Genomic DNA, 18330 nt, shown 5'->3' on the forward strand with positions numbered 1-18330 from the left:
TGAGTTTTATATTCTCTTAAATCTTAAAATTCTTTCATAGTCTTTATAGACCAACCTGCTATTGCATCTCCACAGAACATTGCATTGTTTTCCATGATAATTGATCCATCTTCTTTTACACTTGGTCCTAATATTTCATCATTAGCCCATCCACCTGATAAACCATCTCTTGCTAGTGATTGAAGTTCTCCTATAACTTTTTTAGCAGCTGGAAGTTTTATTAATTCAGATACATTTCCTGAAGAAACAAGTGCATTAGCTTTTTCATCTAACACAACTAATGGTTGACTCGCACCATCTCTACCTGTACATTCATTACTTATACCTACAACTTTAACTCCTACATCTTCTAATGCAACTATACATCTTATGTAGTCTGTATCTGGATTTCCATATCCTTCTTCTGTAACTATTGCTCCATCAGCTCCTAGTGCTTTAGCTAAATTAGCTACAAAAATTGCAGATCTTTCTTTTTGTTCTAATGAAACATTTAAGTTTGAAAGTATAACCCCTAAGAAATTTAAAGATTTACCATGTTCATTATATAATTCTTTAATTATAGGGAAATTTTGCATGTCATATGTTGACCATTTAGATGAAGCTGGCATAAATGAACCTGATATAATAGCTCCATCAAGTATTTCATTAGGGTTTACAAATGATGGTACATAATGGTTTAAATCCCAACCATATATCAAATCATTATATCCCATTTCTTCCATTTGTGATTGTGGTTGCATTACAAGCACTACACTTGGAAGTTTTTCTATATCTGAATTTCTATTTCTTACTGCTTCAAAATTATATTCTTCTATATCATTAGAAGTTTCTGATAATACAGATTTAGCAAGATATTCAGCAAATTTATGACTTGCCCATCTAATTGCTTTATTTTTCTTTTGTTGTTCATGTCTTTCAAATTCTTCATCAGTATCTGCAACTATACATATATTTATAAGTTCTCCATATATAGTATATTTTTGACCTTCTCCTGACATGTCAATTAAACCATCTCCAAATGATCCCCAGTGCATACCCACACCAAGTACAGAAACTCCTTTAAGAGCATATAAATCTCCTTCACCACATGGAGAAAGTTCTCCTGTTACTCCAGGAAATGCAGCTCTTCCATCTTTTCTAGCACGTGGCTCTACTGCTTCTTTAACAGGAACAATACGTATATCTTCCCCTGGTCTTGCTATTTCTATATCAACATTTGTAATGTGTTTATCTTCTTTTATAAAATTTATAGCTTCTTCTTTATTTATATATAAAATTTCATTTTCATATTTTGTTTTATCTCCAAATTTAACATCTTTTACATGAAAATTATGGATTCTTAATTTTTTCATTTGTCCCTCCAAATTTATTATTTTAATTGATTATATTAATAATCTTCTTTTAATGCTTTCATTATTGATACTATAGTTAATAGCATTATAATCGCAAATGGGAATGCCGCTACTATAGATATAGTTTGTAACATTTTCAAACCATTTGCTGAACCTATCATTAATGATAATGCCAATGTTGATTGTACGATTCCCCATACTAATTTTTTAGAATTAGGTGGATTTAAAGTACCATTATCTGATAACATTCCTAAAACAAAAGTTGCTGAATTTGCTGAAGTAATAAAGAATGTAAACAGTAAAATTATGGCTATTACAGCTATTACATTTCCTAATGTTATATTAGTTATAACGATAAAGAATGCTGTTGATGCATTACTTGCAGCTTGTACAAGAATTTCTTTTCCCATTGAAAAATCTATTGCTCCAAATATTGAAAACCATATGAATGATACTACAGATGGTACAATAAGTACACCACTTATAAATTCTCTAATAGTACGACCTTTTGAAATTCTCGCTATGAAAGTCCCTGTAAATGGAGCCCATGCAATCCACCATGCCCAATAGAACAGAGTCCATAATCCATACCAATCAGTCTTACTAAAAGCTCCTATTTCAAATGTGTTAGATAATAGACTTTGTAAGTAATTACCTGTACTTTCTCCAAAAATATTAAGTATATCAACTGTTGGACCAAATATGATTGATAAGCCTAGTAAAGCCACAACTAAAATCATATTCAAATTAGAAATTAATTTTATACCTTTATCAATACCTGTTACCGCTGTCCATGTATATATAACAGTAATACCAACTACTATTATTATTTGCACTGTTGAACTTTCAGGAATATTAAACATAAAATTCAAACCACTATTTATTTGATATGTTCCTAATCCTAATGAAGTAGCCATTCCTGCTGCTGTAGCAAATATTGCAAGTATGTCAATTAATTTACCTATATAACCTTGTGCTCTTTTTTCACCTATTAATGGTATAAATAAACTACTTATTAATCCTGGTTTATTTCTTCTAAATTGCATATATGCAAGTCCCAAACCTAATATACTATAGTTTGCCCAAGGGTGTAATCCCCAATGAAGAAATGATTTGTTCATAGCAAATCTTGCAGCACCGACTGTCATTGATTCATGTCCTACAGGATTTACATAATGGAAAAGAGGTTCATATATACCAAAGAAAACTAACCCTATTCCCATTCCTGCAGAAAATAGCATTGCAAACCATGAAATATTACTATATTCAGGTTTAGAATCATCTGGACCTAATTTTATATTTTTATATTTACTAAAATATGCTATCCAAACAGCAAATACTATAAAACATGTCATTGCTATAGTATAAAACCAACCAAAATTACGAACTATTCCTTTTAAAAGGACATTTCCCAATGTTTCAAAATTTGCTGGGAATATAAGTCCATATAATGCGACAATAGCTATAATTGAGACTGAAATTATATAAACTGAATTGTCTTTTATTTTTTCACTCATATATCTTTGCATGATTAATTTGTTTTTAAAATTATTCTATTAAATCATACATCTCCTTTTCTTAAAATTTTTTAATTTATTTACATTCAACTATTTATTATCAATTTAAATATTATATATTAGAATATGTACCGTTAAACTAGATACAAGTGTAAGATTATGTTTAAAGAAAGTTCTAAGGTACATATTCTTTATTTTTTTATTAATTTTACATGACACGTGGAATAATATTATCAATTACTGACAAATCTATAGTTTTAAAATCTTCAGCAATTCTTTGTTCATAATTCTTAGGTGTATGCGATATTTCTTGCCACTGTTTAAAAATTTCTATACATTTTTCTATTAGTAGTATATCTTTCATGTTATCTTCTTTATCACTCTTAGGGTAAACCATTACAGATCTGTAAGGTGTTTGATTTGGTTTCAAACTTGAAGCCTGAGGGTGTGTAAGAAGAATATGTCTATCATAAACAAAATTTCTTGCTTTAATTAGAACTTCCTCATATGTTCTAACAAAGATACATTGTAATGTATCTTTATATTTCTCATAAACTTTGTCATTATTAGTAATAAGTATTACTTTTTCAATATTCCACATAAAGTTCCTTTCTTAAATTATGTATTTATCTTAACTGTTTTTCTTGCTTCTAAAAATACTGATATCTTTCCAAAGCATAAAGAAAAGAAGTAGTGCACCTACATAACCATTTAAAACGTATATTATATTTACTAATACTCTAAATGGAAGATATAGTCCTACAATTAAACCTATCAAACCAAGTGCTATAGTAAGTAATCTAAATTTAGATGTTCCCTCATCTGAAAATCTTGATACTGGATTATAAAGTAAAGGCACAGCAGTTGTATATATTCCAGCAAATACTACCATTGCGAATATAGATGAAAAAGGTCTCCAAATTTTTGTAGCAAGTATAAGGTTAGGAATAGCTGCATTCCATACATATACACCATTTTCGCTTGTATTTATATTTGCAATTTGTGCAAATGAAACAAGTGCTATAGCTATACATATTGCCAATGTTCCACCTATTATACCGTATTGTAAATCTTTTTTATTATTTTTAATGGCAAGAGCAGAAGTAAAACTTGCAAACCATAAAAGAACAAATCCTGCATAAGATAATCCAGATATAAGCCAATTAGCACCTGCATTTTTAATACTTTCACCTGCTTTAGCCCCTTCGTAAGCTGAATTTTTTATAATTTCTAAACCACTAGAAATATTAGATCCATCTCTTACAAAAGTAATAAGCCCAATAGTAATACATAATACCACTACTATAGGACCAACAATACCTATAGCATCTACTAGTGAATTCAATCCTCCAACAACAGTTATAACTGTCATGACAGTTAATATGGTTGCTCCCATCCAAATTGGTAATCCATATTCCTGATTAAGTGTTGAAGCTGCTCCACCAACCATTACCCAAAATGACATATAACAAAATGAAGTTGAGTAGTAATCATAAAATCCCCCTATATAATCACCACAATAATATCTATATATGTCATTGGCTTTTGCAAATTTTTGTTCAGAACCCGCTTTAGCAAAACTAAAATTGTAATATAAAAATGTTATCATAAAAACTGCTATTACTAAGAAATTTTTCATTCCATAAGCAGTGTAATATTGTATTATCTCCTGCCCTGTTGCAAATCCCGAACCGATAGTAAATGCAATAACTGCTCCTGCAAGTATTATAACTCTTTTCCAGTTTATTAAATTTTTATTATCTCCCATATATCGATTCCTCCTATTATTTTTTAATTTAAAATATTAAAAGTTATCTTTTTCGAAAACAGTTTGCTCTGTAACTGGAGTTTGTAATACTTTAAGAGCTCTTCTTAACATACGTTTACGTATTTTCTTAGAATCTTCTTCTCCTTGTGTAGGATCTCCAAGAGGATATGGTATTCCCACACCTGGTATTATTCTGTTAGCACCTATTGTAAGTGAAATTGGAACTACTGTCGCCATATGAACTACAGGTATTCCGTATTTTTCTATTCCTTTTACCATTGTTGCACCGCAACGTGTACAAGTACCTCAAGTGCTGACAAGAATAACAGCATCTACATGTTCATCAATAAGTTTTTGTCCTATTTCAGTTCCAAATTTAGCAGCTGAACCTGTAGCTGTTCCTGTTCCTGTTGTAGCATAGAATGTGTTATATAATTCTCCAAATTCTCCATCTCTTTCCATTTCTCTTAATACATCAAGAGGAACTACAAGGTTAGGATTTTCCATAACAAATTGACGGTCATATCCACCATGAATTGTAGTGAAATCTTTTGATGATAATTCACTAAGACCTTCTATAGAATAAGCACCGTATTTTGTAGCATTTGAAGATTCTATATGATCTGGATTTCCTGTAGGAACAACTCCACCTGAAGTTACTATAGCTATTTTAGCTTTTGTAATATCTTTAACAGGATCTGCAGGAGCTACTCTATCAAACTTAGGCATAGGAAGATCTGTTTCAAAAGGTTCTCCCTTCATTTTCTTAACAAGCATTTTTACAGCTCTTGCTGAAGCTCTTTCATCTGCAAAATAATTAACTCTAATTCCTCTTTCATGGTATCCTTCAATTGAAGGACCTAATATTTCTTCACCTGTTGCCATTTTCTTAACAAGGTTAGAAACAATTTTTATAGAATTTTTCATATCAGCTGCAGAATTTTTAGTTTTAACTATAATAACATCTTTACGGAACATGTCTACTCCTGGATTTTCTTCATATTCAGCAGTAATAACAGGTATTCCTAATTTTTCATCTACAGCTTTACATATAGTTCCACAAGCAACTCCATAACGTCCCGCATTAAATGCAGGCCCTGCTACAAAGACATCAGGATTGAATTTTTTAACCATTTGTAAAATAGTTTCAGTAGCTTCTTCTAAGTTTTCACCGAAATAATTATCACCACATATAATTGTAGCAACTATTTCGTAATCATCACCTAATTCAGTTTGTAATGCTAATCCTGGACCTATAGCCACACCTTCTCTTAATTCAGGTTTATGACCAGCTTTTTCTTCTCCACCAATACCAGCAAAAAATTGATTTATATAATGTACTACTTTATATTTTTTCATAATTCCATCCTCCTTAATATCCTCTTGCAGCAAGACGATTAAATCCATTTGCTATTGTAGATGCTATTATAATTTGAATTTCGGCTTCAAATGAGCCATCTTCATTAACACAACCTGCCCATCCACCGATTTGATTTTCTATATATTCCATAGTTCCTATTATTTTATCCATAGCTGGGAATTGTAAAGTTGCATTTCCTTGACCACATGATGCAAGTGCAGTTGCTTCTTCACAAGTATCAGCAAGTGATTGAGATTTTCCATCTTTACCTGGAAATTCATCTGTTACAATAACTACTTTAATTCCTTTTCTTTCAACCTTACCACAGTTCATCATAAGGTCTGTATCTGGGTTACCATAACCTTCTTCTGTTACGATTACTCCATCAAGTCCCATCCATTTAGCAAGTTTTGCAACCATATCTGAATGACGTTCTTTATCTGCAAGGAATACATTTTCATTTGTTAAAATAACTCCCATGAAATTTATATCTTTACCGTGATGTTTATAGCAATCTTCAATAACTGGATTATGGAAATGATGGTATGTAGTAACTTTATCACATGGAGCAACACAGTTACCTGAAACTATTGCACCATCCATAATTTCTGTAGGATACATATATGTTGGAACAAATTCTTTAGCGTCTACTCCATAATAATAAGTATCATGTAATAATCCTTGAGACTGTAGCATATGAACATATCCTACTTTAGGAAGATCTGGGTACATAGCCGCTTGTTCAAATATAGGTTTTGTTTCATATACTTCTATAGTATCTGGTTCAAGGTTTCTTGCTGTTTCACCTAAAAACGCAGCTACTTTAAGCCCTGCTATACGACCTGCTTTTTCATACACATGTGTTTCTAATCCTTCTTTAGGTTCTATAACTACACAAATATTTACTGTTTGAGAGAAAGGAGTATAATCTGCTGCAGGACCACTCATATCTATTACACCTTCTTGGAATCCTACTATTCGACCTACAGTAACTACACAGCATCCATCAAGTGAATGAGTTCTTCCTTCACCAACTGTTGGACTAACTTTCCCTATTATTCCTGGGAACATTTCCCCACCACCACTTACTTTAACACGTGGTTCTATAACATCTTTTACAGGTGTTATTCTTGTTTTATCTCCTGGTCTTGCTATTTCAAGTTTACAATCTATAAGTTTATCATCTTCTAAAACCAGTTTTTCAACTTCTTCTTTATTTACATAAAGAACATGATCTTTGACATAAGTTTTATCTGCAAACTGTATATCATTTATTTTGATTTTACCTAACTCTAACTTCATTTAATATTACCTCCTTTAGTAATATATTCATAATTAAAAGTAGCAAGATTTTAACGCAAAGACTTTAGCTTTACTAAATCAATAATCTTATTACCACAGACTTAACTAACTACCGCAGTAGTTATTATGTATAGCAGTAGTTATTATGTACATAAGAACCCAGCTTATCCCTCCTTTTTTCTCTTTTTATTTATTGTATCTAAATTTGATAAACTTTTTACACTTTTTACATTTTCGTAAAATATTTAAATTACTCAATCTTTATAATCGTAGTTTACATCTCCTTCTGCATACTTTTTATTGTAATCTTTTAGTAATGTTTTAACTTCAAATGATAACCAAGCAACAGCTATTAAGTTTGGAAGAACCATTAAACTATTGAATATATCAGCTAATGACCATACTATCTCTACTTCTTGTAATGATCCTGCTATTATACAGATTATTACTATTATTCTATATGGCATTAAAGCAGATTTACCAAATAAGTATTTAATGTTAGATTCTCCAAAATAATACCAACCTATTATAGTTGTAAAAGCAAAAAATGCAAGACAAACTGCTAATAGAATTGCTCCAAATTCACCAAATGCTATTTTGAAAGCACCTTGTGTTAATTGAGCACCTTTAAGATATTGTCCATTAACATCTGTGACATTATATGCTCCTGTTACTAAAATAGATAAAGCTGTTGCAGAACAAACTACTGCTGTATCTATAAACACTCCTACTATTGCTGTTAACCCTTGTTCAGCTGGATGTTTAACGTGTGCTACTGCATGGGCATGTGGTGTAGAACCCATTCCTGCTTCATTAGAGAATAATCCTCTTGCAACACCTTTTTGAACTGCTGCTTTTACTACTGTTCCTGCAATACCACCTGCTACTGCACTAGGTGCAAAAGCACTTCTTATTATCCAAGCAAATGTAGGAATTATTTGATTATGGAATATAATTAAAATTATAATACTAACAAATATATATACTGCCGCCATAATTGGAACTACTAATTCAGCAAATTTTGCAATTCTTTTCATACCACCAATAAAGATTAATGCTGCTAGAAAAGCAACTATTACTCCTATTATTCCGCCATTTATATTTTCTAATCCACTTATTCCTTTAATTCCTGCTGCAATAGAATTTGATTGAACTGCATTTCCCATAAATCCTAATGCTAAAATTATTGATATAGCAAAAAAGCCAGCTAAAAATTTACCTATTATTCCTGTTTTTTTCAAACCATAATGTATATAATATGCTGGTCCACCAACTAATTCGCCATTAATTTTAGATCTATATTTTTGAGCTAAACAAGCTTCGGCAAAGATAGTCCCCATACCAAGAAAGGCCGCAATCCACATCCAGAAAATTGCCCCTGGTCCTCCTGCAGTTATTGCTGTTGCAACTCCTGCTACATTCCCAGTTCCTACTTGTGCTGCAATAGCAGTAGCAAGAGCTTGGAATGAAGTCATCGAACCTTCTTTTTTAGTAATTTGTTTCTTAAATACCATTTTAAATGCTCTTGAAAATTTAGTTACTTGTGGAAATCCTAACATAATACTTAAAAATAATCCTACACCTAATAATCCCCACATTAAGATATTACTGGCAATGAAATTATTTATTGTATTTATTAATTTTATCAACTCTTCATAACCCATATTTTTTACTCCTTAAATTCATATATAAAAAAACGGTAGTTTTAAATTTTTAATATTTACTAAAACTTACGTTTTTCCGTTTAGTTTTATGTGTAAATATCAATATAGTAAAATTTCTCAACTACCGTAAGTTTATATAGAAATATTGTTATTTTTTTAACTAATATATTCGTAAAAAATGTTCAAATCAATAACTTGTTTTTTTTTACGATAACAATCCTTCTGATTTTAAAATTTCTTTTGATTTTTCTTTATTTTCTTTACTTACAAGAATAATAGGACCTGTGCATCCCATACCACTTTCAGCATAAATATTATGTTTCCATAATAATTTTGCAGCATCTTCTAAATCCATGATATCAACACCTGAAATTTGTGAAGTTACTACTTCTTTTTCGGGCATTTTTATTTCTTCAGAAGGTTTTGTTTCTTGTTTTTTATTTTTTAATTCAGAAAAAATTTTATCTAAACCTGCATCTTGTGCTTTTTTATACTCTTGTCTAGCCTTTTCATCAACTTTTCCTATAGCAATTTCATAACCATATTTAAGAGCTTTTGCAACAACAGGCGAACCTGATGCTCTTGATAAAATTAAAATTCTTCTATCATAATCTTCGCCTACTCCTGGACCATAACCATATCCTTGTGCTTCATAATCTCCACCTGTTGTGTATGAAGAAAATATCTTCATGAAAAGATTTCCAGTCAATGAATCTGTTACCATTACATCAGGAGTACCCATTAATAAATCATTTCCTCTCATTACAGATCCACCGTCTGCTCTTTGAGATTCAGAGAATTTAAAATCATACCCATTTTTTTGAAGTTCTAATAATATTTTTTCAGTTTGTCTTGCACCTTCTATGTTTATAATTCCAACTGTTGGTTTACATATACCAACTGATTTAGCAGTTGCTATTCCATATATGGCATTTCTAACCATCGCTTCTACTCTATCAGTTGCTGATGTACCAGTAGTAGTTGCTATAAACATTTCTTTTCCTTTTCCAGGAGTTATTACTCTACCTACTGTAGAAACTCCTATAGGGAAATTATAGTGCATTGTAACACATGAAGATATTTCACCTTTATCTAAAAGTTCTTCCATTATTTTATGTGCTTCTTCTTCTGAACTAGTTTCATAACTTTCAAAATCTTCATGACCTTTTCCTATTAAAACTATATCAAACAAATCATTTTTTGCAAATTTTGCACCTTTTATAATATTATCAACTCCGTGTTCACTACCTAAAGTTGTTACTCCTACTTTTATTTTTTTACCGAAGTTTCCTGTTTCAATAGCATCTGCTACTTCCATAAGAACTTCTGAAATTATTTTTTTGCTCATAATCTCACACCCCTACTCTTCTGTAATATTCTGAGCAAGTTTTCTAATTGATTCCGCTATTATTTTTCTAATTTCTTCCTTAGATACTGTGCCTTCTTCATCTTTTATACCTGTATTTCTTTCAGCTATAAATGATACACCATCAAATAAATTTGTCATTCTTCCTAAGAATAAACTTCCTTTACCAATAATCATGGCTCTATTTTTATTTCCAGTTGTCAAATCATCACATAAAAATCCTATATATGGAACACCTGATGGTATATGACCTTGTGTTGGAGCCCAACCTGGTAATCCTTTATTTTCTATGAATGATTTTAATTCTGTTCTTTCCATTTCTTTACGAAGTACAGCTAAAGCACCTATCATCTTGTAGTTTGCTTCTGGAACATTTCCTGCTCCTGCTGACATTGTTATATCAGGATTTTGCATTTCTACTGAATAAACGTCTACGTCAGTTATTTTTAATTTTGCCTTATCTAATCCTGGAGTTACCAATGCAGATATAACTGCTTGTGGTGAAGAACCAGTTCCAACATTATGTTTACCTACTAAATCAGTTCTAATTATTGGACTAACTCCGTCATTTTCAGAAATAAGGACTGCAAATCCTCCAAGTACGTCTTCTAATACTGGTATTCCTTTTTTAACATGATCTTTTGCATTCATTCCAAGTTTTGCAGTTGCTCCTCCTGCAACTACCATAACATTTTTATAAACTCCTGCTTTAACTAATGATGCTGCACTTATTAATGCATGAGTTGGAGCTGCACAGAAACCTCTTAAATCAGAACCTGAAGCATTTACTAAATTAACTACTTCTGCTATGGCTTTGGCAAAGTTTCCTCCTCCACGTTGATTTACGTCTCCACATGCTTCTTCAGAACATTCTATAACATAATCTATATCTTGTGGATTTATTTTTGAAGATTTTAAAAGTTCTAATGCTGATATTACACCTGATGCTTTTACAACAATATTTTCAAACATTACGTGTGAATTAAGGTTAGGATCTACATCATGTGCTCTTTTAACATAACCAACAACTTTTCCATTATGTATCAATGCTTGATCAGCATCACTCATATCACTTATATCTGAACCTTTTAATTGTCCAAATAAATGTGATAATTCTTTAAAATTCTTTTCCAATTTTGGAGATACTTCATTTATAAATTCATCTGATAATTTTACTAAATCAAAACTATCTGACAATTTCATTATTGCCAAAAATTCATCTTGTGGAACTATTTGACCAAATTTACCGTAACGATCTCCTTTTTGATCTTTTATATCATACCAAGGTAATGGATAAGTACCCAATTCTTCTGGAGTCTTTCTTCCTATATATACTTGATTTGGTAAATAATCAACCACTTCTTCATATGTTCTGATATGTTTTTTTACATTTTGTAAAAATTCCGAACCAGGATTTGTTATTCTCTCTATCGAACATGTTGAACCACTTTCAATCATATCCGGAGTATGAACTAAAACATATCCTGCTCCTTTAAATACTGGATAATTCATATTTATATTTAGGAAAGGGGGTTACCCTTTCCTATCTCCTTTCTGGATTATATGATTTAATTTTCAAACACTGTTTGACAACTTACTTCTGTTGTCAACGCTTTTAATGCCTTATTAACTAATTTTCTTCTTAATTTCTTTTCATCAGCTTTATCTAATTTTGGATTACCTAATGGATGAGGTATCGCAATAGCAGGAACAATTCTATTTGCTCCAACAGTTAGAGAAATTGGTACAACTGTACACATATGAACAACAGGTATTCCAGCTCTCTCTATTTCTTTTGCCATCGTTGCACCGCAACGAGTACAAGTACCTCATGTAGATGTTAAAATAACTGCATCTACCCCAGCAGATACTAATTTAGCACCAATTTCTTTTGCAAATGCTTTTGCATTAGCAACTGCAGTACCATTACCTACTGTTGTGTAGAATTTATCATGTAATTCTCCTATTACACCTTCTTTTACTAAATCACGCATTACATCTACTGGTAATACACGATCTGCATCTAAATTAGCATAAACAGGATCATACCCACCATGTGCTGTTTCATGAGTTTGCTCAGTTAAATCATCAAATCCTTTCAAGCAATATTCACCATATTTTGATGCAGAAGAAGATTCAATATGATCAGGATTAGTCTTAGGTACAATACCTCCTGATGTTACTAAAGCAATTTTTGCTTTAGATAAATCTTTAACTGCTTTATTTGGCTCAACACGGTCAAAATTAGGCATAGGATATTCTGTTTCAAAAGATTCTCCTTTTATTTTCTTTATAAGCATATCTACTGCACGTTTTGAACCTGTTTCTTTATGGAAGAAATTAACTCTTACACCTTTTGGTATATAACCATCTTCTTTTGGAGAAAGTATTTCTTCACCTTTATATAATTTTTTAGCAAAATTAGCCAACTTAGGTAAAACTTTTCTCATACCTGCTGCACTATCAGATGCTTCTACTATATATATATCTTTTTTATATAAATCAACACCTGGATTTTCAACATACATCGCAGTTACAGAAGGTATATTCAATTTATCTTGAACAAGTTTAGTAATAGTTCCCGCAGCAACTCCATAACGACCTGCATTAAATGCTGGACCCGCAATAAATAATTGAGGATTCATATCTTTTATCATTTCAAGTAAAGTAACTTGTGCTTTTTCAAGATTTTCATTGAAATAGCTGTCACCACATACTACTGTAGCTACTATTTCAAATTCTTCTCCCAATTGACTTTGCAATTGTTGTGATATTGGCGGAAGTTCTTTTCTAAGTTCTGGCTCTATATGTGCCTTTTCTTCCCCACCAACTCCTGCAAAAAATTGGTTTATATAATGTACTACTTTTACTTTATACATTTTTTCCTCCTTAAATTAATTAAACGGATTATTCTCCACGTACTTCCTTCATTTCTTTTGAAATTTCCTCAACATCTAATACCATTTCCATCATTGCTATTTGTTCTTCATAAATAGCATTATCTACTTGACCTTTTACTTCTTCTTCAACTATATGATACACTCCAAGATTTAATGCAACCCCCGCTAAAGGTCCTGCAAAAGTAGGATCTCCTACAGTTACTGTTTCAGCTGCTAGACCAGCAGCTTCAGCTTCTGATGCACCTAATAATACCACAACGTTTTCAGCACCGAATTTATCAGCAGCTTCTTTAACACGTTTTTGGTTTTCTAAGTCCATCGCACCTGCAGCCGTTCAAACAAAGCATTCAGTAGATGAAAATACTACTTCTGCCCCTTCTACTGTTTTTACACATTCTTCGATAGCTTGTCCGGGTATTCCGTCTCTATCACCAATAATAATTATCTTCTTATTTTTAAGACTACTCATTATCTTTCCTCCTATTTTTATTATTTTTATTCAAAATTAATTATATTTTATGCATTAAAATGTTTTTGCACTTAAATATCCAAATCCTGTTTCATTTGTTGCACCTGTAATTGCTTGAATTTCAACTTCTATACTTCCATCTTTTCTTAATGAATCTTGATTTCCACCTGCAATAACATTTACAACGTCTATATGTCCTATTATTCTATCTAATTTTGGTAATACTATTACTTGATTAGCATTTCCTCCTGTTACAACTGCATCTGCTTTAGCATCAGCATCTGCTAAACTTTGACTTGCTCCATCTTGTCCAGCATATTCATCAGTTACAATAACAGTTTTTACACCTTCATTTTCAATTTTTTTACAGTTCATTATTAAATCAGTGTCTGGGTTTCCAAATCCTTCTTGTGAAACTATAACAGCATCTAAACCTAAATATTTAGTTAATTTTGCTGTCCAGTTTGATGATCTTTCTTTATCTGCTAAATAAACATTTTCATTTGTTATAATTACACCTAAGAAATTGATTTCTTTTCCATGTTTTTTATATAATTCTTCAATTACACCATTATTCAAATGAACATAAGTAGGATTTTTGTCACATGCTGATACACAGTTACCACTAACTATTGCTCCATCCATTATTTCTGTTGGATAAAGAAGTGTAGGAACTATTTGTTTAGCATCTACTCCATATACATAAGTATCATGTAATAATCCTTGTGTTTGAAGCATGTATACATAACCTACCTTTGGTAATTCTGGATACTCTGCTATTTGTTCAAGTAATGGTTTTGTTTCATATACTTTTACATTTTCAGGTTTTAAACTACGAGCCAATTCTCCTAAGTATTTAGCCGCTTTAAATCCTATATAACGTACAGCTTTTTCATGTTCATGCTGTTTTACACCTTCTGCTGGTTCAGCAATTACAACCAAATTATTTAATTTTGAAAATGGTGTATATTCTGCCCCAACACCTGTCATGTCAATAATTCCTTCTTGGAATCCTACAATCTTCCCTGTAGTTATTACTGACATACCTTTAAGAGCTATTGTTTTTCCTTCTCCAACAGTTCCTACTTTTGATAAAACACCAGGGAATATTCCTCCATTACCTTCTACTTTTACACGTGGTTCGATTACATCTTTTACCGGAGTAATACGTACACTTTCTCCAGGTCTAGCTATGTCAAGATCAACAGATATAATTGCATCATCGTCCCAAATATTTTTAATTAGTTCTTCTTTATTAACATAAAGAACATTATTTTCAATTTTTGATTCTGAAGCAAATTGAATATCTTTTATATAAATCTCTCCTAATTCAAGACGCATATTCTATTCCTCCCCTATTTTTGAAATAACTAACGTAGTAGTTAATTATAAATATTTTTTTATCATTGCTTCTATATTCGCTATAGTTGCATCATCTTTTGTAACTTCTTCAAGTTTTATACCATCTTTATAAACTGCTAATGTTGGTAATCCTAAAACTCTTTGTTTAATAGCCATACGTCTTGCTTTTGCAGTATCTAATGAAGTAAATTTCATTTTACCATCATACTTTTCTGCCAATTTATGAACTTCTGGCATTAAAGCTTTACATGGTGCACAACCTTCACTCCAAAAATCTACAAATACATATCCTTGTGCTTGTAGTACTTCTACTTCAAAATTGTCTTTATCTAATTCTAACATTTGTTTCCTCCTTCCTTTTAGCAAAATAATATATAAATTTATAATTTAATAACACACATTATTTAAATAGTAGTTAATAGTTTATTCAAAATGTTCGCTTATATATTTTTCAGCCATTATTGCAGAAACTGCACCATCTGCTGCTGCTGTAATTACTTGACGTACATCTTTTATTCTACAATCTCCTGCTACAAATACTCCTGGAACATTTGTTTCAGTATTTTCACTTGCTACTACATAACCATATTTATCAAGTTCAATTTTTCCTTTGAATAATTCTGTTTGTGGAACATAACCTATGAATATAAATAATCCCATTGTTCCATCATCTTCATCTGCTTCAACTTCGTAAACTTCCCCTGTATCTAGATTTTTGAAAACTATTGATTCTAAAATTCCATCTCCTTTTACTTCTTGAACCATTGTCTTTGTCTTAATATCTAAATTAGGAGTATTCTTAGCTCTTTCTAATGTAATTCCTTCACATTGGAATTCATCTAATATATGAACTACATGAACTTGTCTTGCAAATTTTGATAAGAAAATAGCTTCTTCAATAGCACTATTTCCTCCACCTACTACATAAACTTCTAATTCCTTGAAAAAGTCAGCATCACATGTAGCACAATATGAAATTCCTTTTCCTGAAAGTTCTTTTACACCTGGTGCATCTAATTTTCTAGGAGTTGCTCCTGTTGCAATTACTACTGCCTTTGCTGTGTAAACTTTATCTTTACACTTAACTATTTTTTCTTTTCCTGAAAAATCTACTTCAATAACTTCTTCTTTTCTTACTTCCGTACCAAAATTTTTACATTGTTCAAGCATTCTTCCAGTTAAATTAGGTCCTGTTGGATTTTCAATAGACCCTGGATAATTTTCAATTAGATGAGTAATTGCTGCTTGCCCACCATTTTGTCCTTTTTCTAAAACTAATGTTTTAAGTCTTCCTCTTGATGCATATAATGCTGAAGATAAACCTGCTGGACCTGATCCTATTATTATTAGATCAAAATGTTCTGTCATAATTAGCCTCCTTATTCTTTATTATTTAATTATTCTATTTATAGCATTTGTAATTAAATCATAATCTATGACACTAAAATCGTCTTTTACTGTTTCAACCCACATTGGAGTTTTTTTATTTTTTTCAAATTTTATAAATGTCTCTATTGCCTGCGATATTAAATTAACTGAATTAATATCTAAAATATCTCCTGTTTTTAAAACTATTGTTCTATAAACAGTTTCATTTGGCTTTACACTTCCATACATAGGATGAGTAAGTATTTCATAATTTTCATGTATATAATCTCTTGCTATTTTTAATATTTCAAGATAACTTACATTTCTAAAATCTACTTCTATGCCTTTACTTATATAATTCAAAAACTTCGGATTATTTGTTAACAATTTCACTTTTATGTCTCCTTCTACGCTTACTTTACAAAAAAACAGGAAAACACTACTGCATTTCCCTCCCCTTATGTAAAATTCTCTCTTGCTATATTACTAAACAGGAAAATACTTCTGCTTTTTCCCTGTTATAATCTATTCCAGAGTTTTGTCCAAATACAGTCTCTTTACCTGAGAATTTCGCTAGAAATCGCAAATTAGCTAACTTGTCCCTTCGGTGCTCTATATTAAAGTCTCTCCCGTATTCTTCATCCAAATATATTCATTTATACTAGATTATAACCCCTTTTTTCCAAAAGTCAATAAAAAATTTTCTAAAACTTTATAAATAATAACCCTTAATTTGGCATATTATTTTAAGCCATTTTAAGGGTCATTTTAAATTGATAAATTTAATATTCTTTCAATGATAAAGTATCTATATCCTTAATACTTTCATATTTAATAATAATTCTTTTTTTCTCATATTTTTCTTTATTTTTAATTATTTCGTTTAATTTATTTTTAACTTTTTCTATATTTCCATCTTCATCTATATCAATTTTAGGAATATTTAAATCTGTGGCATTTCCTTCTATAATGTTATATTTATTCATTTTATTTTCATATCCAAAAATATATAAATATTTTTCACCTTTTGAAATAAGTATTATTCCATACTTTTTATTATTTTTTTCAACAATATTTATAAAGGCTCTTTGAATATTATTTTCAAATATAACTTCTTGAAATTTATTTTCATTTATTCTTGTTTGATTTAATAATAATCCATTATTAAAATTTTCATAGATATAAAATTTTTTTTGTTTAGATTTATATACAAATTCTCCATTTTTTATTCCCATATTATAGGTTTTAGCAAATGTGGCTCTTTCTCCAAATTTCGTATAACTTTTACCATTTAATAAACCATCTTTATATGTTTCAGATATTTTTATGAATATTCCTTTATTTATTTCATCAGAAATATGTTTCCCATTAAACTGTCCTTTTTTTATTTCATATTTTTCCTTTTTTATTATCTTTTTTTGTTTATTATCATATGTGAATATAAAAAGTTCTCCATCTACATAATCTTTATACTTAGGTATACTATAAGTTAAAGTTTTATTATTATCTTTGTATTCGTAATTTATTTCTCCATCTTTTTCTTCTTTAATTTTAGCAACTAAAATATCTTTTAAATATTTACCTATATCATATTTTTTATATCTTTCTTTTAAGTCATAGAAATCTTTAAATACTTTTAGCTTATTATTAGATTTTAATACTACATTTCCCACCTGTATATTTTCAATAAATAGCATTGATATTTCATCTTTATTCGGAAATACTATATTAAATTCTCCATTTATTGTATCATAATTATCAAAAACCGTAAAATTAACTATAGTCCCATTTTTATAAACTGCTTTTCCCTTACCCACAGCCTTATTTCTATCAAAATTAAAATAATATTTATCTCCATTTGGTTTATTAAATAATACTTTACCTTGTATTTTACCATCAACA

15 protein-coding genes, 1 pseudogene and 1 riboswitch are annotated in these 18330 nt (G+C 30.4%); all 16 genes and pseudogenes read right to left on the reverse strand.

Annotated features, from left to right (window positions below; genetic code table 11):
- Positions 1 to 23: 23 nt before the first annotated feature.
- Positions 24 to 1352 (reverse strand): glycine/sarcosine/betaine reductase component B subunit, encoded by a 1329-nt coding sequence (locus AWT72_RS02270; protein WP_067140171.1) that lies wholly within the window; start codon positions 1350 to 1352, stop codon positions 24 to 26.
- Positions 1353 to 1387: 35 nt separating this feature from the next.
- A complete protein-coding gene (locus AWT72_RS02275) occupies positions 1388 to 2869 on the reverse strand; it encodes a BCCT family transporter (protein WP_067140174.1) in 1482 nt (493 codons plus the stop codon).
- 208 nt (positions 2870 to 3077) lie between these two features.
- The gene (locus tag AWT72_RS02280) at positions 3078 to 3470 is read right to left on the reverse strand and encodes a GrdX family protein (RefSeq protein WP_067140178.1); all 393 of its coding nucleotides are present in this window, start codon (positions 3468 to 3470) and stop codon (positions 3078 to 3080) included.
- Positions 3471 to 3500: 30 nt separating this feature from the next.
- On the reverse strand, positions 3501 to 4637 hold the full coding sequence (locus tag AWT72_RS02285; RefSeq protein ID WP_067140181.1) for a YkvI family membrane protein: 1137 nt from the start codon (positions 4635 to 4637) through the stop codon (positions 3501 to 3503).
- 36 nt (positions 4638 to 4673) lie between these two features.
- On the reverse strand, positions 4674 to 5996 hold the full coding sequence (grdF, locus tag AWT72_RS02295) for a sarcosine reductase complex component B subunit beta (protein ID WP_082680508.1): 1323 nt from the start codon (positions 5994 to 5996) through the stop codon (positions 4674 to 4676).
- A 13-nt stretch (positions 5997 to 6009) separates the two neighbouring features.
- Entirely contained in the window at positions 6010 to 7299 is a 1290-nt protein-coding gene (grdG, locus tag AWT72_RS02300) for a sarcosine reductase complex component B subunit alpha (protein WP_067140190.1), read from the reverse strand.
- A 254-nt stretch (positions 7300 to 7553) separates the two neighbouring features.
- Positions 7554 to 8963, reverse strand: a complete 1410-nt coding sequence (locus tag AWT72_RS02305) for an alanine/glycine:cation symporter family protein (protein ID WP_067140193.1) — start codon at positions 8961 to 8963, stop codon at positions 7554 to 7556.
- 205 nt (positions 8964 to 9168) lie between these two features.
- The gene (gene grdD / locus AWT72_RS02310) at positions 9169 to 10311 is read right to left on the reverse strand and encodes a glycine/sarcosine/betaine reductase complex component C subunit alpha (protein WP_067140197.1); all 1143 of its coding nucleotides are present in this window, start codon (positions 10309 to 10311) and stop codon (positions 9169 to 9171) included.
- Between the two features lie 12 nt (positions 10312 to 10323).
- Entirely contained in the window at positions 10324 to 11841 is a 1518-nt protein-coding gene (gene grdC / locus AWT72_RS02315; protein WP_067140200.1) for a glycine/sarcosine/betaine reductase complex component C subunit beta, read from the reverse strand.
- Between the two features lie 56 nt (positions 11842 to 11897).
- Positions 11898 to 13208: a glycine reductase complex selenoprotein B gene (grdB, locus tag AWT72_RS02325; protein WP_082680509.1), complete on the reverse strand. Its 1311-nt coding sequence runs from the start codon at positions 13206 to 13208 to the stop codon at positions 11898 to 11900.
- Between the two features lie 28 nt (positions 13209 to 13236).
- Entirely contained in the window at positions 13237 to 13698 is a 462-nt protein-coding gene (gene grdA / locus AWT72_RS02330) for a glycine/sarcosine/betaine reductase complex selenoprotein A (protein WP_082680510.1), read from the reverse strand.
- A gap of 54 nt (positions 13699 to 13752) precedes the next feature.
- Complete coding sequence (locus tag AWT72_RS02340) at positions 13753 to 15039, reverse strand: glycine/sarcosine/betaine reductase component B subunit (RefSeq protein ID WP_067140215.1); 1287 nt, start codon at positions 15037 to 15039, stop codon at positions 13753 to 13755.
- A 45-nt stretch (positions 15040 to 15084) separates the two neighbouring features.
- On the reverse strand, positions 15085 to 15402 hold the full coding sequence (gene trxA / locus AWT72_RS02345; RefSeq protein WP_067140218.1) for a thioredoxin TrxA: 318 nt from the start codon (positions 15400 to 15402) through the stop codon (positions 15085 to 15087).
- A gap of 81 nt (positions 15403 to 15483) precedes the next feature.
- Positions 15484 to 16428: a thioredoxin-disulfide reductase gene (gene trxB / locus AWT72_RS02350; RefSeq protein WP_067140221.1), complete on the reverse strand. Its 945-nt coding sequence runs from the start codon at positions 16426 to 16428 to the stop codon at positions 15484 to 15486.
- Between the two features lie 21 nt (positions 16429 to 16449).
- Positions 16450 to 16821 (reverse strand): GrdX family protein, encoded by a 372-nt coding sequence (locus AWT72_RS02355; protein ID WP_067140223.1) that lies wholly within the window; start codon positions 16819 to 16821, stop codon positions 16450 to 16452.
- 146 nt (positions 16822 to 16967) lie between these two features.
- Positions 16968 to 17070, reverse strand: a riboswitch (glycine riboswitch).
- 140 nt (positions 17071 to 17210) lie between these two features.
- Positions 17211 to 18330 (reverse strand): annotated as a pseudogene (locus AWT72_RS09605) (hypothetical protein); the annotation flags it as partial.

Source organism: Oceanivirga salmonicida, from assembly GCF_001517915.1.
GTDB lineage: Bacteria > Fusobacteriota > Fusobacteriia > Fusobacteriales > Leptotrichiaceae > Oceanivirga > Oceanivirga salmonicida.

What these genes read in the sequence shown, in the direction of transcription:
- trxA (WP_067140218.1), bottom strand. Translation starts at nt 15,402, where the DNA reads ATGTTAGAATTAGATAAAGACAATTTTGAAGTAGAAGTACTACAAGCA.
- AWT72_RS02280 (WP_067140178.1), bottom strand. Translation starts at nt 3,470, where the DNA reads ATGTGGAATATTGAAAAAGTAATACTTATTACTAATAATGACAAAGTT.
- AWT72_RS02340 (WP_067140215.1), bottom strand. Translation starts at nt 15,039, where the DNA reads ATGCGTCTTGAATTAGGAGAGATTTATATAAAAGATATTCAATTTGCT.
- grdD (WP_067140197.1), bottom strand. Translation starts at nt 10,311, where the DNA reads ATGAGCAAAAAAATAATTTCAGAAGTTCTTATGGAAGTAGCAGATGCT.
- AWT72_RS02275 (WP_067140174.1), bottom strand. Translation starts at nt 2,869, where the DNA reads ATGAGTGAAAAAATAAAAGACAATTCAGTTTATATAATTTCAGTCTCA.
- AWT72_RS02270 (WP_067140171.1), bottom strand. Translation starts at nt 1,352, where the DNA reads ATGAAAAAATTAAGAATCCATAATTTTCATGTAAAAGATGTTAAATTT.
- AWT72_RS02285 (WP_067140181.1), bottom strand. Translation starts at nt 4,637, where the DNA reads ATGGGAGATAATAAAAATTTAATAAACTGGAAAAGAGTTATAATACTT.
- grdG (WP_067140190.1), bottom strand. Translation starts at nt 7,299, where the DNA reads ATGAAGTTAGAGTTAGGTAAAATCAAAATAAATGATATACAGTTTGCA.
- trxB (WP_067140221.1), bottom strand. Translation starts at nt 16,428, where the DNA reads ATGACAGAACATTTTGATCTAATAATAATAGGATCAGGTCCAGCAGGT.
- AWT72_RS02305 (WP_067140193.1), bottom strand. Translation starts at nt 8,963, where the DNA reads ATGGGTTATGAAGAGTTGATAAAATTAATAAATACAATAAATAATTTC.
- grdC (WP_067140200.1), bottom strand. Translation starts at nt 11,841, where the DNA reads ATGAATTATCCAGTATTTAAAGGAGCAGGATATGTTTTAGTTCATACT.